At 50.9% G+C, this 26,810-nt stretch carries 18 protein-coding genes, 1 pseudogene and 1 other annotated feature; of the genes and pseudogenes, 10 read left to right on the top strand and 9 right to left on the bottom strand.

The annotated features are described in order from the left end of the window. The first annotated feature begins 141 nt into the window (after positions 1–141). Positions 142–1,563, top strand: coding sequence for an aminotransferase-like domain-containing protein (locus BZJ18_RS11195; RefSeq protein WP_077456770.1), 1,422 nt, complete (start codon positions 142–144; stop codon positions 1,561–1,563). A 30-nt stretch (positions 1,564–1,593) separates the two neighbouring features. On the opposite strand, the gene BZJ18_RS11190 is transcribed toward BZJ18_RS11195, so the two are convergent. After that, positions 1,594–2,979: a multidrug transporter gene (locus tag BZJ18_RS11190; protein ID WP_077456768.1), complete on the bottom strand. Its 1,386-nt coding sequence runs from the start codon at positions 2,977–2,979 to the stop codon at positions 1,594–1,596. 851 nt (positions 2,980–3,830) lie between these two features. Here BZJ18_RS11190 and BZJ18_RS11185 point away from each other — a divergent pair. After that, positions 3,831–4,973, top strand: a complete 1,143-nt coding sequence (locus BZJ18_RS11185) for an efflux RND transporter periplasmic adaptor subunit (RefSeq protein ID WP_077456766.1) — start codon at positions 3,831–3,833, stop codon at positions 4,971–4,973. After that, the gene (locus tag BZJ18_RS11180; RefSeq protein WP_077456764.1) at positions 4,966–8,091 is read left to right on the top strand and encodes an efflux RND transporter permease subunit; all 3,126 of its coding nucleotides are present in this window, start codon (positions 4,966–4,968) and stop codon (positions 8,089–8,091) included. Before BZJ18_RS11185 ends, BZJ18_RS11180 begins: the two co-directional genes overlap by 8 nt. Here BZJ18_RS11180 and BZJ18_RS11175 read toward each other — a convergent pair. From BZJ18_RS11175 to sohB, 3 genes are all read right to left on the bottom strand, one after another. Next, positions 8,078–9,001 (bottom strand): TIGR01212 family radical SAM protein, encoded by a 924-nt coding sequence (locus tag BZJ18_RS11175; RefSeq protein WP_077456762.1) that lies wholly within the window; start codon positions 8,999–9,001, stop codon positions 8,078–8,080. The genes BZJ18_RS11180 and BZJ18_RS11175 overlap by 14 nt on opposite strands. Positions 9,002–9,142: 141 nt before the next feature. Beyond that, positions 9,143–11,776 carry a type I DNA topoisomerase gene (gene topA, locus BZJ18_RS11170; RefSeq protein ID WP_077456760.1) on the bottom strand — a complete coding sequence of 878 codons (2,634 nt, stop codon included), beginning with the start codon at positions 11,774–11,776 and terminating at the stop codon, positions 9,143–9,145. A gap of 399 nt (positions 11,777–12,175) precedes the next feature. After that, positions 12,176–13,228 carry a protease SohB gene (gene sohB, locus BZJ18_RS11165; RefSeq protein WP_077456796.1) on the bottom strand — a complete coding sequence of 351 codons (1,053 nt, stop codon included), beginning with the start codon at positions 13,226–13,228 and terminating at the stop codon, positions 12,176–12,178. Positions 13,229–13,353: 125 nt separating this feature from the next. Between sohB and BZJ18_RS11160 the strand changes: the two genes are divergently transcribed. Further along, entirely contained in the window at positions 13,354–14,097 is a 744-nt protein-coding gene (locus BZJ18_RS11160; protein WP_069590141.1) for a YciK family oxidoreductase, read from the top strand. Between the two features lie 43 nt (positions 14,098–14,140). Here the strand turns inward: BZJ18_RS11160 and BZJ18_RS11155 are convergent, their stop codons facing one another. From BZJ18_RS11155 to rnm, 5 genes are all read right to left on the bottom strand, one after another. Next, on the bottom strand, positions 14,141–16,276 hold the full coding sequence (locus BZJ18_RS11155) for a TonB-dependent siderophore receptor (RefSeq protein ID WP_077456758.1): 2,136 nt from the start codon (positions 16,274–16,276) through the stop codon (positions 14,141–14,143). 83 nt (positions 16,277–16,359) lie between these two features. Beyond that, on the bottom strand, positions 16,360–17,259 hold the full coding sequence (locus tag BZJ18_RS11150) for an AraC family transcriptional regulator (protein WP_241824951.1): 900 nt from the start codon (positions 17,257–17,259) through the stop codon (positions 16,360–16,362). A gap of 179 nt (positions 17,260–17,438) precedes the next feature. Continuing rightward, positions 17,439–18,422: a 23S rRNA pseudouridine(2605) synthase RluB gene (gene rluB, locus BZJ18_RS11145; RefSeq protein ID WP_077456754.1), complete on the bottom strand. Its 984-nt coding sequence runs from the start codon at positions 18,420–18,422 to the stop codon at positions 17,439–17,441. Positions 18,423–18,713: 291 nt separating this feature from the next. Further along, positions 18,714–19,334: an L-threonylcarbamoyladenylate synthase gene (locus tag BZJ18_RS11140; RefSeq protein ID WP_069590125.1), complete on the bottom strand. Its 621-nt coding sequence runs from the start codon at positions 19,332–19,334 to the stop codon at positions 18,714–18,716. 90 nt (positions 19,335–19,424) lie between these two features. Next, the gene (gene rnm, locus BZJ18_RS11135) at positions 19,425–20,327 is read right to left on the bottom strand and encodes an RNase RNM (protein ID WP_077456752.1); all 903 of its coding nucleotides are present in this window, start codon (positions 20,325–20,327) and stop codon (positions 19,425–19,427) included. 416 nt (positions 20,328–20,743) lie between these two features. After that, positions 20,744–20,838 (top strand) — a sequence feature (Trp leader region). A gap of 82 nt (positions 20,839–20,920) precedes the next feature. On the opposite strand from rnm, the gene aroF reads away from it, so the two are divergent. From aroF to BZJ18_RS17090, 6 genes and pseudogenes are all read left to right on the top strand, one after another. Next, positions 20,921–21,934 (top strand): 3-deoxy-7-phosphoheptulonate synthase, encoded by a 1,014-nt coding sequence (gene aroF, locus BZJ18_RS11130; RefSeq protein WP_077456750.1) that lies wholly within the window; start codon positions 20,921–20,923, stop codon positions 21,932–21,934. Further along, complete coding sequence (locus BZJ18_RS11125; protein WP_077456748.1) at positions 21,931–23,535, top strand: anthranilate synthase component 1; 1,605 nt, start codon at positions 21,931–21,933, stop codon at positions 23,533–23,535. The genes aroF and BZJ18_RS11125 overlap by 4 nt, the downstream gene beginning before the upstream one ends. Next, positions 23,532–24,200, top strand: a complete 669-nt coding sequence (locus tag BZJ18_RS11120) for an aminodeoxychorismate/anthranilate synthase component II (RefSeq protein WP_077456746.1) — start codon at positions 23,532–23,534, stop codon at positions 24,198–24,200. Before BZJ18_RS11125 ends, BZJ18_RS11120 begins: the two co-directional genes overlap by 4 nt. A gap of 8 nt (positions 24,201–24,208) precedes the next feature. Then, positions 24,209–25,213 carry an anthranilate phosphoribosyltransferase gene (gene trpD / locus BZJ18_RS11115; RefSeq protein ID WP_077456744.1) on the top strand — a complete coding sequence of 335 codons (1,005 nt, stop codon included), beginning with the start codon at positions 24,209–24,211 and terminating at the stop codon, positions 25,211–25,213. Then, positions 25,210–26,598, top strand: a complete 1,389-nt coding sequence (gene trpCF / locus BZJ18_RS11110; RefSeq protein WP_077456742.1) for a bifunctional indole-3-glycerol-phosphate synthase TrpC/phosphoribosylanthranilate isomerase TrpF — start codon at positions 25,210–25,212, stop codon at positions 26,596–26,598. Before trpD ends, trpCF begins: the two co-directional genes overlap by 4 nt. 91 nt (positions 26,599–26,689) lie before the next feature. Continuing rightward, positions 26,690–26,810, top strand: a pseudogene (locus BZJ18_RS17090) (tryptophan synthase subunit beta); the annotation flags it as partial.

Here is a 26,810-nt window from a genome sequence, read left to right as displayed (position 1 = left end):
CCACTTTAGTAATTAGACCAACACGCATGGTAGAAGCCCATTTTTAATGTGCCCATACACAGACGACTCAGATTAACCTATAACAGTTTGATGTTTTCAGTGTTATAGTCTGGTTCACTTAGCGGCGATTATGGTAGGAAGATGTCTAAGTATCAGCAGCTTAGCGAGCAGATCAAACAACAAATTCAAGCCGGCATTTGGCATGTGGGAGAAAAGCTTCCCTCGCTGAGAAAACAGGCCGCTTATTCAGGGTTGAGTGTCATGACGGTACTCCAAGCCTACCAACTGCTAGAAAGCCAAGGGTGGATTGTTTCTCAGTCTCGCTCAGGTTACCGCGTCGCTCCCCATGCCGAACTCGACGATAACAAGCCAGACAGTGCGATTCACCCTGCAGAATCTGTCGATATCAATGACTATATTTTCGATGTGTTGCAAGCCAGCCGCTCGCCGGGTATGGCAAGCTACGGGCATGCCTATGTTGATCCCCTGCTCGCCCCTCGCCATCAAGTAAACCGCTCGCTCACCACTGCGGTGCGCTTTATGTCGATTCATAGTGTGGTCGACAATCTTCCCCCGGGTAATGCCCAACTACGTCACCTGATTGCCCAACGCTATGCAGCGCAGGGGATGCAGGTTTCTCCCGATGAAATCGTGATCACCGCGGGCGGGTTGGATGCGCTTAACCTGAGCTTACGCGCGGTCACACAACCTGGGGATTGGGTCGCTGTTGAAAGTCCGGCGTTTTACGGTGCGCTACAAGCCCTTGAAAACCGGGGGCTCAAAGCGATGGCGATCCGAACACATCCGACGGAAGGGATTGATCTTGATGCACTTGAACGCGCCTTGCAAACGCATCCAATCCGCGCTTGTTGGCTGATGAGCAATCATCAAAATCCGTTGGGATATTCGCTGTCAGACGCAAAAAAAGCACGCCTTGCCGAACTCGTCAAACGCTATCAGGTGTATTTAATCGAAGACGATGTCTATGGCGAACTCTATGATGGCGAACACAAACCGCACCCGACTAAAGCGTTCGATAACAGCGGTCATGTTTTGCACTGCTCGTCTTTCTCAAAAACCTTGGTCGATGCCTTTCGCCTTGGTTGGGTGGCAGCCGGTGATCAAGCCCAGAAACTACAAAAGCTGCAGCTAATGAGCACAGTGACCACCAGCGTCCCCATTCAACTTGCCGTCGCGCATTATCTTCATAACCGCAACTATGAACACCACCTAAAGCAGCTGCGTCGCACACTGGCTGAACGAAAAAAAGTGACCTATCAGTTTCTGATCGCCCATTTACCGCAAGGCGTTAGTGTCATTAACAGCCAAGGAGGGTATTTTTTATGGATAACTTTGCCCAAAGGCAGTGATACCACCGCACTTTACCACCTTGCGCTCAAACACCATATCAGTATCGCGCCGGGTAATATGTTTGCGACACACGCACAGTTTGCCCATTGCTTTCGATTGAATGCCTCTTACCCGCTCGATCATTCACATAAAAATGCGCTGGCAACCTTATGTGATTTGATTGCACAGCACATAAAAAAAGCTGAGCGCTAGGCTCAGCTAAAAGACAGTACCAAAAAGACCTTATTTAATGGAGAAAGGAATTGCTAAGGTTAATTTAAAATCGTCCTCATCTTGGAATAGATTGGTGTAGCCATTCCAGCTTGGTGCATCGGTATCATTGAAGTACTGCGTGAAGTAAAAACTGACCTTCGCATCTTTAAGTGCACCATTTTGAATCGCATAATTTGCAAACAGACTGTAGGAGTACTCTTTTAGATCATCATACCCTTTGGCGGATGATCCAAAGCCATAAGCACCGTTAAAGCCTGCACTAAAGCCTTTAGCCCCAATATCCGAGAAATCACGCGATAACGACCCAAATAGCGCCAGTTCTTCATCATGGTTAAAATCCGAGCGGTTATTCCACCAAATATCATAAGCACCATTAGAGCCGCCATATTGACTCGTCAAACGATACGCTAGATTTTGTACCTTAGCAGGGTCTCCTGAATCGGCTTCGGTATAAGTTGCTTCCGCTCGATACGAGTACTGACCTGATGACACACTAGTAAGCATAGCGAGTTGGAATGCCGTGCTATCATATTGTTCATCATCATCGACCACATAAAGTTGCGGCGACCAATACACGCCACCTTCGGTCGTGCCTTTCACTTTAACGTGCGCATTCCAGCGGTCACCATCAGTTAATGCACCATATGCTGCATCAATAGAAATACCGTTATCCAAAGTATAAACAGCACCAAGTGAATACGCTGTGCCAGCATCTTCTCCGTTGGTGGTTTGAAATTCATAGGTTTCTTTAAACCAAGGCGCCTTATAGCGCTCAGAAACGACAAGGCCCATATTAAGATTATCGAACTTCAGGCCTAACTCACCACCTACATGAGTGCCCGGCGCAAAAGACCAGTTAACACCAATTGTGCTTGGCACAGAGGGCTGAAAATAACCAAGCTTCGCCGTTACATTGTCACCAAACTTAAATTTAGCCGCCGCGGTAGCCAGTGATACGCCATTATCCGTACATTCCTCGTCCCATGCGCCCGTACATTCGCTATCATCTGGCTGCTTGTCGTAGGGGTTATTCACGCCCCAAAAGTTCATTTCGTGGTCTGGGTTACTGTTTTGCCACATATCAAATGTACTAAAGGCCATCAGATCAAGGCCAACCACTTCCGCCGCGTAGCCTGAGTTAAAGGCAAGATTTGCGTAGATAGAGCCGTGGTCAAGGTTGGTTTCTTTGGCAGTATCGTTGCCATTGGCATCTGTACCTGCGCGATCACGGGCTCGCATCCAAAAGTTGAGATTGCCACTAATCGTCGCATCAGAGAAAAAAGGAGAGGTACTTGTCGAATAATCTGCTGTTGCTTCCTGTGAGAGTGCTGGCATTGCCACGCCAGCAGAGAGTACTGCCGCAGCTAATGCGGATAATTTAAAAATCTTATTCATGGAAAACTCCTGCTGCCTCCAAGATTTTTGGTTTTGTCTCTGTGCGTTATTTAGTGTTTTAGAGTTCAAAACCGATTTGAAAACCGAGCTTGTCGCCCGTGTTTTCGCCCCGCTGCTTACACATTTCGTGTAACCACATCTCCAGACTAAATACGCAGAGAAAAACATCAACATAATCTTATTTTTTGATACGAATAATATGATGGAGGGCAAGATTCTGACAGTTTCATGACATAGATCTTACTTTCAATGAAACCACTGATAACAATATAAATAACTGATTTAGATAACAAAAAATAAATTTACGGCCAACATGACATAGGGTTCACGCTCCTGAGAGCGTGTCATCATAACCTCAGGATTTTAATGCATAGCCTTCAACGTCTCACCGCTTAACTGACAAAAAACCCAGTAAAAACTGACGTAAAACCTCACAACTTGTTTAACGTTACAAATAAATGGCTTATTAAAACGCTCTAGAACTCTGTTAATTTACAACATAAATTATTTAATGACGCTTTTTAGCCGTGATCACCCGCACTAATTGATGAAACATGAAATTTTAAAACGAAAAATAAGTACAACTAATCAAAACCGTCCAACCATGAGCAACAGACGATAATAAGGATCGTCCGCTTAATTGAGACGTATCGCTAAACATGGCGATGGGCATGAACACATTACGGATGACAGACAAAACGAATTAAACCATAAAAAACAAGACCATCATCAAAGGTTCATGGCGAACGTAGTCCGTCAAGCGGTGTTGCGTGATAAGTTGGTCAATACTTAACAGAGAAATCAGACACGTCGCATGTAACGTCAACCAGCTAAAAAGGGATCCACTGTAAATGAAAGGACTTCGTTGGGTTGCGCCACCGCTTATTCTTGCCCTTGGCTACCTCGCCTATACGGCAATCGCTGCGACTGAACCTCAAACTAAGGCAGACGTTGTTTCACAAGCCGCGCCAGTGGTAGAAACCCAAGTCATTTCTCCGATGCAACACCAAGTTGTCCTCCGAGCACACGGTGAAGTAATGCCGGTTGAGGCCACTCAAATCGCGGCTCAGGTATCAGGTGAAGTGGTCAGTTGGCATCCAAACTTTGTCGCTGGCGGTATTGTGAAGCGTGGAGAAATCCTTTTTGCCATCGAACCGGATAATTATGAGGCTGCTGTGCTAAGCGCTGAAGCGGATCTCGCCAGTGCCAAAGCCGCGCTGATTGAAGAACAAGCGCAAGCCGCTGTCGCTCAGCGACAAGCAAAGACACTCCCCGCCTCACAAGTGACAGATTTATACTTGAGAAAGCCTCAAGTTCTCAGTGCACAAGCGCGCGTCAAATCCGCACAGGCTGCGCTCAAACGCGCACAGCGCGATCTTGCTAACTGTCAGGTGACAGCACCTTATGATGCCTTAGTGGTGTCTCGCGAAATCGGGGTTGGCCAATACATCAACATCGGCACGCCTGTCGCGACACTCAACAATATTGAATCAGCGGAGATTCATCTCCCCATTCCCGGCTTTGACAGTGCTTTTCTGCCGACGCAGTTGGCTGGTATCGGGGCCACTATTACACGTAACAGTGCTCAACCCGTTTCTCGGCAAGGAAAGGTCGTTAGAGATTTAGGGGTGGTTGAAAAACGCACCCGAATGATGCAAGTGGTCGTAAGGCTTGATGACCCTTATGGGATCAATAGCGACGCAATACCTCTTCCGTTCGGTAGCTATGTCGAAGTCACGTTTACGGGCACCACACTGAGTAACGTTTTTAAATTACCTCAGGAGTTAATTCAGAATCGACAAGTTTGGGTGGTAAACGATAACAATGAACTGATGCCACGGACGATACGAGTCGTCCGTACGGAAGGCGAATTTATGTTTGCCGACCAAGGTCTAGAGCCAAACGACAGGTTGGTCGTCACCCTACCGGAATTTCCAGAAAAGGGAATGACGGTGCGCCTCGCCTCTCAGGTAGCGGAGGCCAATGATGAGTGATTCGACACAATCACGTGGCCTGATCGCCTACTTTGCCCATAACCCGGTCGCCGCTAACCTGATCATGATTTTTATTATTGTGATGGGGGTCGCTAGCTACTTTTTTATCCAGCGTCAGATGTTCCCCAACATTGAAATCAATTATATCCATATCACCGCCGACTACCCTGGCGCCTCACCACAAGAAGTCGAAGAGAGTATCTTGGTCAAAGTGGAGGAAGCCATCAAAGATGTCAGCGGCATTGAGTCGGTGGTTTCTACGGCAAGACGAGGCTATGGCCGCGTCGCGATTGAAGTCGATGTCGGCGAAGATCTCAACCTTGTCCTTGATAGAGTCAAACAAAAAGTCGATGCCCTATCTAACTTACCCGGCAATATGGAACCACTGACTGTCGCGCAAGTTGAGTTTCGACAAACCGTGATAAGCATGGCGGTGGTAGGAGATAAACCCCTCACCGCGCTTAAGCCTGTGGCGCAGAAAATTGAAGATGAACTGCTCCAACTTGAAGACGTAACACTGGTTGAACTCAGCGCTCCTACCTATGAAATTGCGATTGAAGTCCCTCCACAGGTACTGCAGAAATACAATCTGACCTTGAATCAGGTCAGTGATGCTATCGCCCGTTATTCTGCGAACTTCTCTGCGGGTGAAGTGCGCACCAACAATGGCATGATCTCCATTCGGGTTGAAAACCAACGTTATCGTGGCGACGAATTCCGCTCGATTCCGATCAAAATTGGCCCCAATGGCAGCCGTTTGCTGCTTCAAGATATTGCCACTATCAAAGACGGCTTCACCGAAGGCGAGCTGTATTTTAAATACTCAGGGCAAAATGCCATTTTCTTAAATGTACAAGCGACAGCGTCCGAAAATATGGTGACGGTCGCCGACGCGGTGAGCCAATACATTGACGCCAAAAACCAGACCTTACCGCCAGGGTTAAAGCTAAAGTCGGTCGTTGATATGACCTACTACCTAAACGCTCGCCTCGATATGATGCTTAAAAACCTGCTTCAAGGGGCGGTATTGGTTGCGCTATTGCTTACCGTTTTCTTGCGTTTCAAGCTCGCGATGTGGGTAATGATTGGCCTACCGGTGTGCTTTTTAGGTGCCGTGATGTTAATGCCATTGATTGGCGTGAGCATCAATATTGTCTCGCTCTTCGCATTTATTATGGTGTTGGGGATTGTTGTCGACGATGCCATCGTGATCGGTGAAAGTGTCTACACCCAAGTTGAAAAAGTCGGCGGTGGCGTGGATAACGTGGTTAAAGGGGCACAACGCGTCGCGACACCCGCCACATTCGGCGTACTCACCACCATTGCGGTGTTCGCTCCCTTTATCATGTCCAGCGGCCCAGAGCGCGCCTTTTTCTTCGGTATCGCATCGATCGTTATGTTGTGTCTGGTGTTTAGCTTAATTGAATCTAAGCTGATTTTACCGGCTCACCTTGCACACACCCATTTTACGCCCCCCAAGCACCACAGTATAAGGGAGCGATTCAATCAACAGTTCCAACGTTTTATCCGTGGCCCTTACCAACGAGCAGTCACATTCTGCGTGCATTGGCGCTGGTCGGTACTTGCCTCCTTTATCACCCTGCTGACGATTGCGATTGGTCTGGTTACTGCGAACCATGTGCGTATGGTGCCAACACCTAAAGTCCCGCATGACTTTCCCAGCATCAATCTGACCATGAATAACAATGCATCCAGTGAACAAACCATTGACGCCCTCAAAGCTATCGAGAGCATGGTATATCGCGTTGATGACCAAATCGCGTTAGAAACTGGGCAGCACATCATTAAAGATACCCTCGTATTTAACGATGGACGCACATCTGGCGAGTTGGTGATCCCCTTGGTCGATGACGACGTTCGTCCTTTCACCACCTTTGAGCTGTCTCGTCGTTGGCGCGAAGCAATGCCAGATATTCCCGGCGTGAAAACACTCACGATTCAGGATGATGTTAATGGCGGTGAAGACGGCGACGAGTTTGGCTACCTCCTGTTCGGACCCGATATCACTACCTTGAATCAAGCGGGGCTTGCACTGATGTCTCGACTTAATCAGCAGCCGGGCCTTTACGATATCTCCTCGTCAATTGACTCAGGGAGTCAAGAGGTGCTCATCTCACTTACACCCGTCGCTTATGATCTCGGGCTCGATCTGACCACCATTGCCACGCAGGTGGGAGGAAGCTTCTATGGCGGCGAAGCGCAACGGATGATCCGCGACGGCGAAGAGGTGAAAGTGATGGTACGTTACCCCAAACTCACCCGTGAAGCCTTCTCATCACTGCGTTATGCCATCATCACTACACCATCAGGTCAACAAGTGATGTTGGGGGATGTGGTGGCGCTAAAACAACAGCCGGGCGTGAACAGTTTACGACGAGAGGCAGGATTCCGTACCGTGTATGTGTATGGCGCGATCGACGAAGAGCAAGTGGAGCCTGGCGCGATTATCGACACCATCGATCAGGACATTATTCCCGATATTCTGGCGCGTTATCCCGATGTCACCACCGAGCTAAGCGGCTCAATAGAAGAGCAGCAAGCACAGCAAAACGAGCAAATCTTGTTCTTTATTGCGGGGATGATAGTGGTGTATGCCCTGCTCGCGGTGCCGCTAAAAAGCTACACGCAGCCGTTGATCATTATGTCCGTGATCCCCTTTAGTTTAACCGGCGCCATATGGGGGCACTATTGGTTTGATATCGATCTGAGCTTGATGTCGACATTTGGTCTGATCGCAGCTGCAGGTGTGGTGGTGAATGACTCCTTAGTGATGACGGATTACATCAATCATGCTCGAGAAGCGGGAGTTGCGATAAAACAAGCGGTAATAGAAGCCGGTTGTGCGCGTTTTCGTGCCATTACGCTTACCTCTATCASCACCTTTGCAGGGGTACTCCCCATCATGTTTGAAACCAGCCTGCAGGCACGGTTCGTGATCCCCATGGCGGTCGCGCTCGGTTTTGCAGTGATGTTTGCGACCCTACTGACGCTATTCTTGGTCCCATGCTTGTATCTTATTCTACAAGACATTGGCCACCTTTTTCGCCGTCTTGCGGCGCGTTTGCTCCCCAAGCGTCATCACGCTAGCGAGGCATAAATGGCCGGCCGAGTGCTGCGCCTTGCGCGCCTGAACTGTCCAGCTGGTTCGCGATTGCCGTCATCGCGAGCCAGCGGTTCTCGCACCATAAAGGGGCCAGCAGTGTGGGTGGACGGGCACTGGCAGACACACGATGATATACCACCTCTGGCGGAGTTCGCTGGATCATCATGGTCGCGCTGCGTACATAGTCGTCTAAAGACATCGCAAACTGACGCCCTGCTCGCCACGCCTTCGCCATGGTACTGCCTTCAACAATATGCAATGGGTGGAGCTTAACCCCATCCGTCCCGACACCCACGACCCGATCAATGGTTTGCTGGTGTGCCGCCAAGTCTTCGCCTGGCAAACCCACGATCAAATGGGTACAGACTTTTATCCCCAACGCGCGCGCCTGCTGGGTAACAGCTTCATAGACGGCAACATCATGGCCGCGATTAATGCGCTTTAGGGTTTTATCGTGAGCGGTTTGTAAGCCAAGCTCTAACCAGACCTCAAACCCTTGTTGGTGATAATCTGCCAACAACGCCAATACGGCCTGTGGCACACAATCAGGGCGTGTACCGACACAAAGCCCCACCATGTTTTCCCGCGCGAGTGCTTGCTCGTACAAGGCTTTTAAGCGTGTGACTTCGTCGTAAGTACTGGTATAGGCCTGAAAATAGGCAAGGTAGCGTCGAGCGCGATCAACTTCTTTAGCCCGTTGCTGCAATTGCTGGCTTACCGAGCCATGCTGAGCCTGCTCATCGGCAAACGAAGCCACATTGCAAAATGTGCACCCGCCTCGCCCAAGTGTGCCATCACGATTGGGACAGCTAAAACCGCCATGCAATGTGAGCTTATGAACACGTTCGCCATAACGATATTTTAAGTCTTGGCCCAGTGTATTGACTAATTGATGAAGCTCCATATGGCCTCAGAGAAGAAATGAAAGGCGGCATTTTAGCAATTGGTATCGACAAGATATTGGGACGGATCAAGCAAAGGTTCACTCATGCCTACAACGAAAAAACCCGCCGTACTGGCGGGTTTGAATCACAAGCGCTATGGCTTAGTCAGCCTTGGTTTTTTTCTTACGTTTGTCGGTGACTTCCCACTGACCATCAACAAAGAACGCTGACCAACCTGTCGGTTTTCCGTCTTCTTCACTGCGCACATAGTTTTCTTTTGTTTTGCGCGCAAAGCGAACCACTGTCGGACGTCCGTCCGGATCTTCCTGCGGCGCATCTGCTAAGTATTTGAACTTATCAGAAATACGGTCTTTAAAGCGGTGAAGCTCTTCAACCAAAGGTGCGCGCGTTTCACGAGATTTCGGAAAATTACTCGCGGCCATAAATAGGCCCGATGCACCATCACGCAATACGAAATACGCATCCGAGGTTTCACACGGTAACTCGGGGAAATGCACGGGATCTTCTTTCGGTGGAGCAATCTCACCATTTTTGAGGATCTTACGCGTGTTCTTACATTCCTCGTTAGTACAACCCATGTATTTACCGAAACGGCCATTTTTCAGCACCATATCGCTACCACACTTGTCGCACTCAACGACCGGGCCATCGTAGCCTTTTGGCTTGAATTCACCTTTTTCGACCACATAACCTTCACAGCTTGGGTTATTACCACAAACGTGCAGTTTTCGGTGCTGGTCGATTAGGTAAGAATCCATGGCGGTTTCGCAAATCGGACAACGCTTCATTGCTCGAAGATCGGCCGTTTCAACGTCTTCCTCAAGCACGTTGACAATACCATCTTCATCCATCAGGTTGATGGTGGTTTTACAACGCTCTTTCGGTGGTAACGCGTAGCCTGAACAACCAAGGAATACCCCTGTCGACGCGGTACGAATACCCATTTTACGGCCACAGGTTGGACAGTCGATATCTGTCATCACCATGTAGTTGGGCTTCATCCCACCGTCGTCTTCGTCTTGCTCTGCGGTTTCCAACTCCGACGTAAAGTCGGCAAAGAAGTTATCGAGCACTGCCTTCCAATCGATATCACCGACGGCAATTTTGTCTAACGACGCTTCCATCCGCGCGGTAAAATCATAATCCATCAGATCAGCAAAGCTATGGTTGAGTCGATCGGTCACAATTTCGCCCATCTTCTCAGCGTAAAAGCGACGGTTTTCAACCCGCACATACCCGCGGTCTTGAATGGTGGAAATGATAGACGCATAGGTCGATGGTCGACCGATCCCTCTCTTTTCAAGCTCTTTTACCAGTGCGGCCTCAGTAAAACGTGCCGGTGGCTTGGTAAAGTGCTGCTTAGGATCAAGCTGCTCTAACTTGAGGGTTTCACCCACATCAACAGCCGGTAAGGTTTGATCCTCGTTCTTACCCGATGGGCGTTGAACGCGTGTCCAACCATCAAAGCGCAGCGTACGTCCCTTCGCTTTCAGCGAGAAATCACCGGCTGCGACGGTCAGTGTGGTTGAATCATACTTCGCTGGCATCATTTGACAGGCAACAAACTGGCGCCAAATCAAGTCATACAGACGATGGGCGTCTGGGTCCATGCCTTGCAGATCATTCGCGCTCACACCCACATCAGAGGGACGAATCGCTTCGTGCGCTTCCTGTGCATTCGCCTTCGCACCATACACATTCGCAGACTCTGGCAAATATTGCTCGCCATATTCACTCGCAATATGGCCACGGGCCGCTTCGACCGCTTCTTTGCTGAGGTTGGTCGAATCGGTACGCATGTAGGTGATGTAACCGGCTTCATACAAACGCTGAGCCAGCATCATGGTCTTTTTCACCCCAAAGCCCAAGCGAGTACTGGCCGCCTGCTGCAATGTCGAGGTGATATAAGGCGCAGACGGCTTGCTGGTTGACGGACGATCTTCGCGATCGCGTACCACAAAGCTTGCATGCTCAAGCGCTGACACCGCCGCCATGGCCTGATCTTTGTTCTTCGGCTTGAACGCCTTGCCGTTTTGTTGTGCCACCAGCAAACGAAGTGCCTGTGCGTTCGGCGTTAGGGTATCCGCATGCACATCCCAGAATTCCTCTGGAATAAAGGCTTTAATCTCATGCTCGCGTTCAACCAGCAGTTTTACCGCCACCGACTGAACACGACCCGCCGATAGGCCACGTGCAACTTTTTTCCACAGCAACGGTGAGACCATAAACCCGACGACACGATCGAGGAAACGGCGAGCTTGCTGCGCATTGACGCCATCAATATTGACATCGCCCGGTGTTTCAAAGGCTTGTGTAATCGCATTTTTGGTGATTTCGTTAAACACCACGCGTTTGAAGCGATCATGGTCGCCACCGATCAGTTCCCGCAGGTGCCAAGCAATGGCTTCCCCTTCGCGGTCCAAATCCGTTGCGAGATAAACGTGATCCGCTTTTTCCGCTAGCTGCTTGAGTTCGGCAACCACTTTCTCCTTACCCGGCAGGACTTGGTATTTCGCTTGCCAGCCATTGTAAGGATCGACGCCCATCTTGTTGATGAGCGCCTTCTTTTCTTTTTCTTTCTTGATTCGCGCTTTTTCTTCGGCGCTGAGCCCTTTCGTTGACACTGGAGCGGCTTTTTTGCCGCCCTGCGTCGAACCAGTTGGCAGGTCACGAACATGCCCGACACTCGACTTCACGATGAAGTCTTTGCCGAGGTATTTGTTGATCGTTTTCGCCTTTGCTGGGGACTCCACGATGACGAGAGATTTGCCCATAATGACCTAATGTACGCCCTTTGCGCTAAAAACTGTCGATAATTCGTTGCGTTGCAAACTCATGATAGTGAGTAAGACGCTTTCTGTTTTACAATATTGAGCGAGTCTGACCGAATATCAACTAAATTCGCAGTAAAACACGCTGATTGCTTGTCCCTTCCACAATTGTTAGTTAATTGTGATCATTTATTGTGGTCCATCTTTTAAAGACAGATTCGGGAAAAAACGCGCTAATCATTACCATTGCGACCCGATAAATAGCCAAACAGAAACGATAATTTTTGGCTTGGCTCACAATATTTGTGTGTTTTGACTCCAATCATAGCCAAGATTTTGCTCACTCCACGGTTGAAACCACACCATCACGGTGAAACGTGATGGTGTGATGCCAAACAAGCGTTAAATCAAGGGACGCTGGCCGCGGCTGATCCATTTAAGTAACACGCGATCAGCAACCTCTGCTGAGGCGCCTGCAAGCTTTTCTGCGATGTTTTTACGCTGATGATAGCTCACCGCAAGGATATGACGCTCGCTGTTTGCCGCCTCAAATAAATATTCATCGCTGGTGCTCACCGCATCGATAAGACCCAAATCAATGGCTTGATTACCGAACCAATGCTCACCCGTTGCCACGGCATCCACATTTAATGTCGGACGATGCTCAGTGATAAACCCTTTGAAAAGGTCGTGGGTTTCTTCTAACTCGGTTTGGAATTTTTCACGTGCTTTATCCGTATTTTCACCAAACATCGTCAGGGTGCGCTTAAATTCACCGGCGGTCAGTTGCTCAAACTCGATATCGTTCTTCTTCAGTAACTTATTAAAGTTTGGTAATTGCGCAATCACACCAATTGACCCGATGATGGCAAACGGTGCTGCAATGATTTTATCCGCCACACACGCCATCATATAGCCACCGCTGGCGGCGACTTTATCGACCGAAATGGTCAAACGCACGCCCGCTTTCCGAATTCTTGCTAACTGCGAAGCGGCAAGACCATAGCCATGCACCATGCCCCCGCCACTTTCTAGACGCACTAACACTTCATCGTCAGATGTCGCCACCGCGAGAATGGCAGAAATTTCTTCGCGTAACCCTTCCACTTCACGGGCATCGATACTGCCCTTAAAGGTCAGTACAAACAATCGCGGCTCACGTGACGGATTGTGCTCGCTGTCTTTCTTCGCCGCGGCTTTTTGGGCTTTCTTTTCCGCCTTCTTGGCTTTTTTCTCTGCCTTATCACGCGCCTTTAGCTCAGCCTCATTGTAAAGGTGGTGTTCCAGTGCTTCACGATGATGCTTAAAGCTCTCAGTCAGATCGGTGATCTTCAGGCTCCCCTTTTGTCCGCCCTTGTCGTTCGCGGCACGAACCAGGGCAACCAGTACCACTGCAGCCACTAAAAAGGTGATGACTTTGGCCAAAAACAGCCCATAATCCGCAATAAATTCCAATGTTGTATCCTCTTTGTCTCGCTTTGGTGGCAATGCCTTAATACAGCGCATCACGCGCTTGGTTGTCACACATCACCCGCAACCTTACAATAATCTACGTTTAACAATAAATAAGGATTTGTATCGTGGAATATCAAGTTACCTCAAATGCCCTAGCAGGTCGCGTCATTTTAGTGACCGGTGCAGGCGCAGGTATTGGCCGTCAAGCCGCATTAAGTTACGCCGAAAAAGGCGCAACGGTTATTTTGCTGGGCCGTACTGTGAAAAAGCTTGAAGCCGTATACGACGAGATTGATGCGATGGGCGCGCCACAGCCAGCCATTATCCCATTGGATATGCTCGGCGCTACGCGTCAGCATTACATGGATATGGCCGATACCATCGAGCAACAGTTTGGTCGCTTAGATGGCGTATTGCATAACGCGGGGCTACTTGGCGTACTCAGCCCTTTCGACCAAATTGATGAGAAGTCGCACGATGATGTCATGCAGGTGAACGTCAAAGCGACCATGCTAATGACACAAGCCCTACTCCCGTTGCTGAAAAAGTCGGATGACGCGCGCATTGTATTTACCACATCAACGGTAGGCCACCAAGGTCGTGCTTATTGGGGCAGTTATGCGATATCTAAGTTTGCAACCGAAGGTATGATGCAAGTACTGGCGGATGAGATGTCTGACACCAAGGTCCGTGTTAATGCTATCAACCCGGGTGGCACCCGCACCAGCATGCGAGCCAGCGCGTTCCCCGGCGAGGATCCACAAACACTGAAAACCCCGCTCGATATTATGCCGCTGTATATTTACCTGATGGCGCCAGAAGGTATTAACGAGCACGGTCAGTGTATTGATGCGCAACCGAAACGCTAATCGATAACGCCCCAAGACTGGGGCGCTTTTCGTGCTTCACTGGTTAAAAATCGACGCTGAGCTTGGCCTTGATATTTCGCTCATCGCCATACCAACAGTTCAACTCATCAAAACAGCTATATGTGGTCTTATCGAACAAGTTCGTTGCAGATAGCGACACATTTGCCCCAGAAAGCGACGAGGAAAGCTGCGATAAGTCATAGCGAATCGCGGTGTCAAACACCGTATAATCCGGCACGGTAAAGGTATTGTTGGCGTTACCCTGTGACTCACCGACATAACGCACACCAACACTGACTCGAGTCCCCGCACTGACTTGATGATTCAGCCATGCACTGGCAGTTTGCTCTGGCACCCAAACAGGCGTTTTTCCCTCAAGATTAGGGTCGTCCGTAATTTCCATATCCATGTAGCCGTAAGTCAGTGACACGTCTGTGTCCACACTCAGCGCGTGATCGAGGGAGACTTCTATCCCACGAGATCGAATTTCACCGGTTTGAATTTTCGCATAGGAGTCGTTGGGATCATTGACCAAGGCATCCTGTTTTTTGAGCTCAAACAGCGCCAAATTGAATCCCGTCGTGCCATCTAGTGAAAGATATTTAAGCCCCGCTTCCCATTGTTTTCCCGTGGATGGGTCAAATACGTTACCGCGATTATCCATATCCGTGGGTTCAAAACTTTCTGAGTAGCTGAGATAAGGCGATATACCGTTGTTGAATTGATACATTGCCCCAGCACGAAATGCTAAATTGTAGTGGCGAATTGTTTTATCTGAACCACTGGGTGTCCCCGCATACAGGGTACGTTGATCGTCTTTTAACTCATATTCATCGTACCGCGCACCGGCAAGTAAAACCCATTGTTTCCAAAGGATTTGATCCTGAGCATAGATGCCTGTCTGCGCCACCTCGATATCGTGCTGATCTTGATAAACGAAGGTCAGGGCGCTTGGGTCAACCTGATGGTTATTGGGGTGAAAAATATCAATATCCGGCACGACACCCGCTAGCGTGTCGTCATAGCTAACATCAGAAGACATATTCTGATAGTCGAGCCCAAATAAGGTGTAATGTTGCGCTTTCCCCCAACGCAAATCTCCTGATAGCTGGGTGTCGACAACCCAAGACGTCATAGATTCGTCGGTAAGATAGGCATTGCGCGGGTAGTGCTGACCATCACTGCTCTTCTGGTGATACATGTTTTTTTGTAGTAAATCTGCATCCGTGTAGCGTGCTGTGTGAAGCAATGACCAATCGGCAGAAAGCTGATGCTGCACCTTGTACCCGAGCATCAAGAATTCTCGGTCGTAGGTGTTCCAATGATTATCACCGGAGAAGCTGTCGCTTGATAAACGGCCTTTGTCACTGTGCAATACCGAGCCTTTAGCGGGTAATGAAGTATAAATCCCCGCCGCCGGATCCGCTTGGTAATAAAGGTTAACGTTCACCAAGGTATCTGGCGACGCCCGCCAATCTAACGATGGGGCAACCACATACCGCTCTTCTTCCGAGTCACCCGCCTGACCGTCTTTTTGCCGAGCCAGTGCCACCATTCGATAAGCCAGTGAGGTATCTGATATTGCCCCCGTACTGCCGACCGACACTTCACGCAACGCGTCCGAATCGGTACTCACCGCCACGCGATGTGCAGCTTGCTGTTGCGGCGTTTTGGCGATCATATTCACCATGCCACCCGGTGGAATATTCCCGTATAACACCGACGTCGGCCCTTTAAAAACTTCGACTTGTTCGATGGCAATCGGATCGATTTGCGGCTGCAAATTCCACGTGTTGTATGGCACTGCGAGACCATCAAAGAAGTTTTGATAGTTAATAAAGCCCCGAATATTAAACAAATCGAGGCGCGTCACTGCCCCACCTCGCAACTCCGTATTAACGCCGGGGGTGTAGCGCACTACTTCACTTAATGAGCTGGCTTGGCGTTGCTCGATAGTGTCTCGGTCGATGACGGTAACCGCTTGAGGCGTCTCTTCTGGTGCCAGTACTGTTTTAGTGGCAGTATTTCGGTAGGTATCGCCCAGCACGTGAATGGTTTCAATATCACTCTGTTCATTCTCAGCATGGGCCAACGCGCTGGTAAGTGTCCCCATGATAATAAGTGCTAACGGCGAGCGTCGCCAACCATTGGCGAATACGCGAGATGTTGGTGCCTGCATTAAAACGTCCTTCTTACAACTCAAACAACTTAAATGGAAAACGAAATCATTCGCATTGTAAGGGCAGGACTGATAAAAACTGTTCAATTTGGTGCAATGTGTGCGGTGTCGAGCGGCACCCAATAGTGCATCACAGCGTGCTTATCGGCAGGCTGATAGTGTGGAGGATAAACCTCTAACTCAACCCCGTCGGTACATGTGTAGCCAGATTGAGGCAGCCAGTGGTAGATAAAAGCCTTAAGCGTTTCCGGCAATGCACTCACCGGGCCAGTATGTGTGATCACCGCATAGGTTGTGGCAGGGATTATCCAGTGAGTAATTGCATTGTCTTCAGGCGGATGCATTGTGACTTGACCGGCTAAATAGGGTAAAGGCTCACCCAGTGTCTCCGCTTGGGTAACGTTAATCGCGCCAATACTTTCACACTCACCGGCGTACCATAATGACTGATGGACGTGTTGCCAAAGCTCAGGCACGACATGGGTAAAGTCGGGCTGTGATGAAAATAATCCTCGAATATAGCCAAGCTGGCCTACTAGGTGCATTGGCTCTCGCGTTTGAATATGCACAGACAGCCAAGATGGTTGAGAGGTTGTCAGACTAGCAATATGCATCGGTGTGCGAATACCATCCATCACGCCGCGCTGCCGATAGTGACGCGGGGTCATACCAAAATATTGCCGAAATGCACGCGAGAAGCTCGCCTCGGAGCCAAAGCCATACATCAACGCAATATCAATGACACGGCTTTGACCCATGACAAGCTGTTGCGCCGCTTGCCCAAGTTTTAGCTCTCGTACGTAGTGCGCAACATTGACCCCAGTTTGTTCCGAAAAAACTCGCTGCAACTGCCAACGTGACCAGCAACTTAACGCGGCTAGGTCTGCCACATTTAAGGGTTGGTCAAGGTTGGCATGAATATACGCCAACACACGTTCGATTCGGTTAAAACGTGTGGCGATGTGCTGCTCGGCCGCTTTCATCACATCCATTTACTAATAAAACGATAAGTAGCACATTATCACAAACAAGAATCGTTATCATGTGGATGAAGATAGAATGAGAGGCAATGCAGGTTGAAGAAAGGTAAAAACAGCGCATAAAAAACCCGGCAGGTGCCGGGCTTCAGGTTACGCTTTTTAAAATGCCGCTCTATAAAACGTCATTTGCGGGTGCGCGGTTTACCTTTGCCACGCGGCGCGCCTGCTCGAGAGTTGCCTTGTTTAGGCTTAGGTCCACTGCCTTTCGGCCCACCAGCGGGTGCGTTACCACGACGCGCTTGGCGCGCTTTTTTCGGTTTGCTATCGGAATCAATACGTTCTTCATAGCGGCGAACAGCACGGCGAATCTTCTGGCGCGATTTTTTGCGCTTCTGATCCTCTGGGGTGATCACTGTTTGCGATTCTGGTTTCATTTCAACCATTTCTCGCAAGTAGTTCACTTCTTTCAGCTCCATCTCGCGCCAGCCACCACGTGGCAAGTCTTTCTCGAGATAGATATCGCCATAACGAACACGCTTCAGACGGCTCACCGTCACCCCTTGGGTTTCCCACAAACGGCGCACCTCACGGTTGCGTCCCTCGGTGATCACCACATAGAAGGTATGATTCATGCCTTCGCCACCCGCGTAAACAACGTCCTCAAAACGCGCTACGCCGTCTTCTAGCTCAACACCAGAGACAAGATTACGCACCATGTCTTCGTTCACCTCACCAAATACACGTACCATGTATTCACGCTGCACTTGGCGGCTTGGGTGCATTAGTCGGTTTGCTAATTCACCATCAGTGGTAAATAGCAACAAGCCTGAGGTGTTTGCATCCAGACGACCGACAGCAACCCAACGGGCGTCTCTTAACTTAGGAAGACGATCGAAGACAGTGCGGCGACCTTCTGGGTCGCTACGCGTACACAATTCGCCTTCCGGTTTGTTGTATGCGAGGACTCGACACACAGACTCAGAAGGCGCACTTAGCTGAACAGGATGACCGTCTACACGCACCAGCGCACTCGGATCATCAAGACGATCGCCAAGCTTGGCAACCACACCGTTCACACTCACTCGCCCTGATTGGATATAGCTTTCCATCTCACGACGTGAACCTACGCCAGCACGCGCTAGCACCTTCTGCAATTTTTCGCTCATGTTTGTCTTACCTTACTGTCGCCTTCACAGGCGTCATCACTGTCACGGTTGGCATTAATTGGTTTGCTGACGGTTTTCGTCATCAGGAGGCGAATAATACCAAGAACCTAGGGGATAGAGAAACAGTTTCGGCTGGCTCTGACTTTTTAAAATAAAAAAACGCCCAGCAAGGCGGCTGGGCGGGAATGGAAGGTCAACATGACGCTGACACAACATCAGAACTAGCACATTGTCACAATGCAATTGCACTGTATGAGTAGTTACGGCTCATGGTGACACTTGGTTCATTTTTTATTCAAATGGTTGTGGATCACCACTGCCGTGGCGGCGAATTTCTGGGTTGCCTTCACTAAAATCAACCACTGTGGTGGGATGCTCACCCAATACGCCACCGTGCATAATCAAATCCACACTGTGTTCGAGATGATCACGAATTGCCTCAGGGTCTGATTCGGTAAAATCATTGCCCGGCAAAATCAATGACGTCGACATCAAGGGTTCGCCCAACGCCTCGAGCAAATCAAGCGCGATGCGGTTATCCGGTACGCGAATACCAATGGTCTTACGCTTCGGGTTCATTAATCGGCGCGGCACTTCTTTCGTCGCCTTCAAAATGAAGGTGTAAGCACCGGGGGTGTTATTTCGAATCAAGCGAAACGCGGTATTATCCACCCGAGCGTAAAGCGATAACTCGGATAAATCACGACATAGCAACGTAAAGTTATGGTCTTTGTCGAGATCACGAATCCGGCAAATGCGTTCCAGCGCCTGTTTGTTTTCTAGTTGGCAGCCTAATGCATAGCCCGAATCGGTCGGATAAATAATAACCCCACCATTTCGGATAATCGCCACCGCTTGATTAATCAACCGCGCTTGCGGGTTCTCTGGGTGGACGTAAAAAAACTGACTCATGGTTCCTCCTGCTTTAGCTCTGCCACTTTAGGATGCTCAACCGCGATCCAGCGTTGGTGGCTAGCGCGCCGGATAATCCTTCTTATACGTCTATTGTAACGCGTCTGGCTTGTCGCTATCTAGTTGATTTACTGATTGCCATTTTTGTTCAGCCGCGTCTAACCATGTCCAATCATGCCAAACCGGCTGACTGTCTTTGGATAGCCATAAATTGCGGCCCAGCTCTGTCCACGGAGAAGGATAATGAAAATCCGATCCCAGCGAGGCCAACAATCCATAATCTCGCGCGTAATCGGCCAGCAAACGACGCTCTTGTTGCGACTGCTGAGGAAGAGCGACTTCGATAGCATCGCCATTGGCTTCAGAAAATGCAGCCAGTAATCGTTTCAACCACTTGGCTTTGAGCTTGTATCGGCCTGGGTGAGCAAGCACCGCCTGCCCGCCGGCCTCATGGATCGCTGCAACCGCATCTGCAATCGAACACCAATTAGGCGGTGCATAGCCGGTATTCCCTCGGGTTAAAAAGCGCTTGAAACAGGCCTGCATGGTTTTCGCGTGACCTTGTTCGACTAACCAACGTGCAAAATGGGCGCGGGTCAGCGGTGCATCACCAGCCAGTTCACGCGCACCTGCAAGGGCCCCTGTGTAATGCGAGCGCTCTAACCGCTCAGCAATCAGCTCAGCACGTTGTTGCCGTCGCTCAGCTTGTTCGGCAATCAATGCGGTTAATGCCGGATGCTGGGGGTCGACATTTAATCCCACAATGTGGATATCAAAATTCTGCCACAAGGTCGAAATTTCAATGCCGTTGACCAGCGTAAGGGGCAAGTTTTGATGGTCGATTTCTGCTTGCGCCTCCACCAGCCCAGCGGTGGTGTCGTGGTCGGTAATCGCCAACACGCCCACGCGACGCTCGACCGCGCGCTGCACCAAATCTTTTGGTGATAGGCGGCCGTCGGAGGCAGTGGTATGGCTATGTAAGTCAATGATCATGGTGTATCGGGTTTCCTTAATGCGCTCGCGCTCTAGCACTGTCGGTTTGTGTCTTATCAGCCTGAGGCTAAGTACGCGCCATGCGAGCTCTGTCGATGCGAATGCGCCAAGTTAATCAGCGCTCGGCGGGCACGGTGAATATCTTTGTTGTTTATTATCGTGTGCTTATTCCGCACTTTTTCTGCATTCTTTTTGAATTCCCCGTTGACACAGAAGCAAAATATCAGTTTACTAGTACACAAGTTAACGCGCACCACTTCTCAGTCTCGGGGAGCAATATGGCGCTAAGGGTAACAGTCACGACGGAGTCTCGCAGCATGTATTTCAACGCCGCGTCTAGATCACATTCGATTCACACTGCACCCACTGCCGAACAGGCCGTGAGTGTGTTGGCGACATCCATGACCTCTGTTGCGCTTATTTGGTGGCACGGCTCCTCACGGGCTGTGTGACGCGCTGTATAAACAGCAACCTTATTCACAACGCCCGCCACTGATGCGGGCGTTTTTGTCTCTCAGTTTTGCCATCACGCGTTATCGTGCCACTACGCATTCAGTCACGGTAACCCGCAACATAGTTGATAAGGATATTTGATGATTATTGTACTTAAACCCCAAGCCACCGAGCAGGATGCCAACGTCCTCCTCAATCAAATTGAACAATGCGGGTTAAAACCGCTTTATATGCCGGGTGTGGAACGCATTGTATTGGGCGCACTGGGTGATGAACGTGTGTTGCAACAATGCCATTTTGAGGCCAACCCACTGGTTGAGGAAGTCAAGCCGATTTTAACCAAGTACAAACGCGTGAGCCGTGATGTGCAGCCGCACGACAGCGTGGTGCATATCGGCAATGTACCTGTAGGCGGTCAACACTTCGTGGTCATGGCAGGCCCCTGCTCGGTGGAGTCGGAGTCTCAATTGCTATCCGTGGCGGAGCGCGTTAAAACTCATGGTGCACGTGTATTGCGGGGCGGTGCCTTTAAACCACGCACCAGCCCTTATGATTTCCAAGGCATGGGAGTTGAGGGGCTAAAGCTACTCAAACAAGCCAGTGAGCTGACTGGCATGCCAACCGTGTCAGAAGTGATGGAAATTAGCCAAGTCGACGCCGTGTGCGAGTACATTGATTGCTTGCAAATTGGCGCACGTAACATGCAAAACTATGGCTTACTCAAAGCGGTAGGCGAAACTGGCAAACCTGTCTTGTTAAAACGTGGGCTTTCCGCCACTATCGAAGAATGTTTGCTGGCAGCGGAATATATTGTCGATGCGGGTAACCCCAATGTGATTTTATGTGAACGCGGTATTCGCACTTACGAAACCGCCACACGTAACACCTTGGATTTAAATGCTGTGGCCTTGATGAAGCAGCGCAGCCATTTGCCAGTGTTGGTCGACCCAAGCCACRGAACGGGCGTGCGAGAGCTGGTGACGCCACTATCACGCGCCGCCGCGGCCGTGGGCGCGGATGGCATCATTGTGGAGAGCCACTTAAACCCAAGCGAAGCACTGTCAGACGGTCACCAAGCCTTAACCGGCGATATGTTCGCGCAGCTAATGCAAGAACTCACCCCCTTTGTGCAAGCGGCAGGGAGAAAGCTGTGAACACTCATGATCCCCAACATGGCGAGCTCGATACGCTCCAACTCTCGGTGCCTTATGTGGCTGACCCGACCGAGTTGTATGCCGCCGTGTGCCAAGATAAGCCTTATAGCATGCTGTTGGAGTCGGCAGAGATTGACTCCAAACGCAACCTTAAAAGCCTGATGCTGATCGATGCCGCCGTGCGCATTGAATGCCGCGGGCAGCGCGTCACCTTACAAGCGCTCACCCATAATGGCAGTCATTTGCTGGAGAGCATCGCCCAGAGCGCAGCGCTGAAAGTCCTCGCCTGTGAGGTAGCGCAGGCCAACGAAGGAGACTTCCCCGCCCTAACGTTGACGTTCCGCCATCCTAACGACAATGGCGCGCTGTTAGATGAAGACGCCCGTCTACGCCAAGCGTCGGTGTTTGATGCCCTGCGTGTTATCAAACAAAGTGTCGCGTTGGATAACCAACCTGACGATGCCCTCTTTGTCGGTGGCCTTTTTGCCTATGATTTAGTGGCTAGCACTGAAACCCTGCCAGCGGTGGAGGGCACCGAGCACTGCCCCGACTACCTTTTTTATGTTGCAGAAAGCTTACTGGTGATTGACCACCAGCACCGCCAAGCGCGCTTACAAGGCACCTTATTTGGGGGTGATAACGCCCGCGCTCACTATGTGGATTTATCGCGTCGCTTGCAGAGCATCAAAGAAGCCTGCTTATCGCCTGCACCACTTCCAGAAGCGCCCGTGGTCACTGATCACAGCGTCGCGGTTTCTGTCTCCGATTCAGACTTTTGTCAGCAGGTTGAGGCGTTGAAAAAGCACGTGATTGCCGGTGATGTGTTTCAAGTGGTGCCATCGCGCCGCTTTACCCTCGCATGTCCGTCACCGCTCAATGCTTATCGAGCGTTGAAGCGTGGCAACCCTAGCCCGTATATGTTTTATCTGCGCGATAGCCAATTTAGCTTGTTTGGCGCCTCGCCAGAAAGCGCCCTTAAATACACCCAAGCGACCAATCAGGTTGAGATTTATCCCATCGCGGGCACACGCCGACGCGGAAAAACCGCCCAAGGCGACATTGATCACGACTTGGATAGCCGCATTGAGCTTGAGCTGCGCAATGATGAAAAAGAAAACGCCGAGCACATGATGCTGGTCGATTTGGCCCGCAACGATGTGGCGCGAATTAGCACGCCCGGCAGCCGCCATGTTGCCGACTTGCTCAAAGTCGACCGCTACAGCCATGTGATGCATTTAGTATCTCGGGTGGTGGGTCAGCTGAAACCTGATCTAGACGCGCTACATGCGTACCAAGCCTGTATGAATATGGGCACGCTTACCGGTGCGCCCAAGCTTCGCGCGATGCAGCTCATCCGTGACACCGAACAGTGCCGACGCGGCAGTTATGGCGGGGCCGTGGGCTACTTTACCGGATCAGGCGAGATGGATACCTGCATTGTGATCCGCTCTGCCTACGTTGAAAACGGCCTTGCCACCGTGCAAGCCGGCGCGGGCGTGGTGTTTGATTCTGACCCTCAAGCCGAAGCGGACGAAACCCGCGGCAAAGCTCAAGCGGTGATCCATGCGATTCAAACCGCCCACCAAGGAGGCCAATCATGAGTACCCCGCAAATGGACATCGTGCTGCTCGATAACATGGACTCCTTTACCTACAACTTGGTGGATCAATTTCGCGCACTGGGTTACCCGGTCACGGTGTTCCGCAATCATTTAGAGGCCGAGGCGATTGTTCGTCATATTCGCTCCCTGCCCCAGCCGCTACTGGTGCTCTCCCCTGGCCCGGGTGCGCCTTCCGATGCCGGCTGTATGCCCGCGTTGATTGAAAGGCTGCGCGGCCAAGTGCCGATGCTAGGGATTTGCCTGGGTCAGCAAGCGATCGTCGAAGCCTACGGCGGCACAGTCGCCGGAGCTGGCACCATCATGCACGGCAAAGCCTCAGCCATGCACCACCAGCAACATGCGGTATTTGGCCCATTGGCATCCCCACTCACCGTGGCCCGTTACCACTCGCTGGTGGCGACTGAGGTGCCGGCCAGCTTGGATGTCATCGCCACGACCTTGGATGGTGACGCGCAAAAAGTGATGGCCGTGGTGAGTAATACCGACTACGTGGTCGGTTATCAATTCCACCCAGAATCTATTTTGACCGCACAAGGTGCTGCCCTGCTCACCCACACCATCGATTGGGCCAGTGGCTATTATCAGCGCTTACAACAACACGTGCCAGATAAGCACGGAGCTCGAACAGACAAATACCGAGGTTAAGTACAGTGATGGATCAACTACTAGAGACGCTCTACCAACAACAGTCACTCAGCCAAGCGCAAAGCGAGCAGCTGTTTAGTGCGATCATTCAGGGCGAGCTCGAGCCAGCGCGATTAGCGGCTGCATTAACCGCATTGAAGATTAAAGGGGAAACGCCTGAAGAAATCGCAGGCGCGGCAAAAGCACTGACTGACAACGCCGAACCTTTCCCCCGCCCCAGTTATCCGTTTGCCGATATCGTCGGCACGGGAGGCGATGGCGCGAACACCATTAATATTTCAACCACGGCCGCCTTTGTCGCCGCCGCCTGTGGCGTGAAAGTGGCCAAACACGGTAACCGCGGGGTGTCGAGCAAATCGGGCTCATCGGATTTACTCGCCGCCTTTGGCATTGATTTGGCGATGCCTGCCGACCACGCCCGCGAGGCCTTGGATAATCTGGGCGTTTGCTTTTTATTCGCGCCGCAATACCACACCGGCGTACGACACGCGATGCCCGTGCGCCAAGCAATGAAAACACGCACCAYCTTTAATCTACTTGGGCCGTTAATTAATCCGGCGAAACCTAGCATTGAGCTGATGGGCGTGTACGACCAAGCCCTAGTTGCGCCGATTGCACAAACCATGCAAAACCTCAACATGACGCGCGCAGCCGTGGTTCATGGAGACGGTCTGGATGAAGTGGCTATCCACGGCCCCACAACGGTGGCAGAAATCACCCCGACCCAAATTGAGCATTACACCTTAACCCCCAGCGACTTTGGTGTATCCCAACACCCGCTGGACAGTATTGCTGGGGGCACACCGGAGCAAAACTGCGCGATGATCCGCGCGATTTTGCAAGGTAAAGGCACCGACGCCCAGCAAGCCGCGGTGGCCGTCAATGTGGCACTATTGCTACGCTTATTCGGACAAGAAGACTTGAAAGCAAACACACAACAGGCCTTGGACGTGATGGCGTCGGGCAAGCCTTACACCATCATGCAAGCGTTAGCACAAAGGAGCGCAGTATGACCACCTCAGCCCTCAACGACACCATTTTAGGCCGCATTGTCGATGACAAGAAACGCTGGGTAGCCGCGCGCAAAAGTGCTCAGCCGCTGGATAGCTTTATCGACCAACTGACGCTCAGTGATCGCGATTTWCGTGCTGCACTGGCCGCGCCGGGGTCACAGTTTATCTTGGAGTGCAAAAAAGCCTCACCTTCAAAAGGCCTGATCCGAGAAGACTTCGATCCAGCCAGTATCGCCCGTGCTTACCAACCCTTTGCCGCGGCCATTTCGGTTTTGACGGACGAGGACCACTTTCAAGGCAGTTTTGACTTCTTACCGATCGTGCGCGCACAAGTCGATGCGCCTGTGCTTTGTAAAGATTTTATTATCGACCCGTATCAGGTTTACCTCGCACGTCATTATCAAGCCGATGCAATCTTATTGATGCTATCGGTACTCGACGACGCCGAATACCGCGAGCTGGCCGATTTAGCCGAGTCGCTAAAGCTGGGCGTGCTTACTGAAGTGAGCACCGAAGACGAGCTCGCACGTGCCAATGCCTTAGGGGCGGTGGTAATTGGGATTAACAACCGGAATTTGCGCGATTTAAGCATCGATCGCGACCGCACCAAACGCTTAGCACCACAAGTGGCCGAAAAAGCGATCGTGATTTCAGAAAGTGGCATTCATAGTCATCGTCATGTGCGCGATCTTGCCCACCATGCGGATGGCTTTTTGATTGGCAGTGCATTAATGGCAGAGCCCGATCTTACCCTCGCGCTACGTAAAGTGATCTTAGGAGAGAATAAAGTCTGCGGGCTCACCACCGCCGACGATGCCCTCGCAGCCTTCAACGCTGGCGCTGTCTACGGCGGACTCATTTTTGTTGAGCACTCGCCGCGCGCGGTGACTCCCGCCGTGGCCGAGCGCGTCCAGCAAGGTGCGCCGCTGCGCTATGTCGGCGTGTTCCAAAATCATGCGCTAGACACCGTGGCTGAGTACGCACAACAGCTCAGCCTTCACGCGGTGCAACTGCATGGGGATGAAGATGCAGCGTATCTACAAGCATTGCGTGAGAAGCTCCCTGAGCACTGTGAAATTTGGAAAGCGCACGGTGTCTCTGATGTCGCACCGGCTTTAGACGGCGTGAATGCGGACCGTCACCTTATCGACAGCCGAGTCGGCCAACAATCTGGCGGCACGGGCAAAACCTTTGATTGGCACCTGATCCCTAAAACCGCCAAAGACAAAGTCATGATTGCCGGCGGGCTCACCCCCGAGAATGCGTCCAAAGCGGCCGAACAAGGTTGCCTTGGGCTGGATTTTAACTCCGGTGTCGAGCATGCGCCTGGGGTGAAGGATGCCAACAAGTTAAATGCGGCGTTCCGCGCTCTTCGCCGCTATTGATTTTTCGAGATAGTTGATTTAGCTGAGAGGATAGATGTCACCAAGACAGTCAACGTATCTCGGCCCCAGTTAAAGACGTAAAAGGATAATTATGAGCAAGCTTAACCCGTATTTTGGCGAATTTGGTGGTCAGTACGTGCCCCAAATTCTGGTGCCTGCGCTTGATCAGCTCGAACAAGCGGTTATTGATGCCCCAGACGACCCTAACTTTA

Source organism: Salinivibrio sp. IB872 (assembly GCF_001995345.1).
In the GTDB taxonomy this organism is placed as follows: Bacteria; Pseudomonadota; Gammaproteobacteria; order Enterobacterales; family Vibrionaceae; genus Salinivibrio; species Salinivibrio proteolyticus.
Note: the sequence above shows the minus strand (reverse complement) of the source record. Positions and strands in the feature narration are given on the sequence as shown.

Bases quoted from the DNA above. Each gene is read 5' to 3' on its own strand.
- rnm (WP_077456752.1), bottom strand. From the start codon at position 20,327: ATGATCATTGACTTACATAGCCATACCACTGCCTCCGACGGCCGCCTA.
- topA (WP_077456760.1), bottom strand. From the start codon at position 11,776: ATGGGCAAATCTCTCGTCATCGTGGAGTCCCCAGCAAAGGCGAAAACG.
- BZJ18_RS11150 (WP_241824951.1), bottom strand. From the start codon at position 17,259: ATGAAAGCGGCCGAGCAGCACATCGCCACACGTTTTAACCGAATCGAA.
- BZJ18_RS11185 (WP_077456766.1), top strand. From the start codon at position 3,831: ATGAAAGGACTTCGTTGGGTTGCGCCACCGCTTATTCTTGCCCTTGGC.
- rluB (WP_077456754.1), bottom strand. From the start codon at position 18,422: ATGAGCGAAAAATTGCAGAAGGTGCTAGCGCGTGCTGGCGTAGGTTCA.
- BZJ18_RS11195 (WP_077456770.1), top strand. From the start codon at position 142: ATGTCTAAGTATCAGCAGCTTAGCGAGCAGATCAAACAACAAATTCAA.
- BZJ18_RS11155 (WP_077456758.1), bottom strand. From the start codon at position 16,276: ATGCAGGCACCAACATCTCGCGTATTCGCCAATGGTTGGCGACGCTCG.
- BZJ18_RS11140 (WP_069590125.1), bottom strand. From the start codon at position 19,334: ATGAGTCAGTTTTTTTACGTCCACCCAGAGAACCCGCAAGCGCGGTTG.
- BZJ18_RS11120 (WP_077456746.1), top strand. From the start codon at position 23,532: ATGAGTACCCCGCAAATGGACATCGTGCTGCTCGATAACATGGACTCC.
- BZJ18_RS11190 (WP_077456768.1), bottom strand. From the start codon at position 2,979: ATGAATAAGATTTTTAAATTATCCGCATTAGCTGCGGCAGTACTCTCT.
- BZJ18_RS11175 (WP_077456762.1), bottom strand. From the start codon at position 9,001: ATGGAGCTTCATCAATTAGTCAATACACTGGGCCAAGACTTAAAATAT.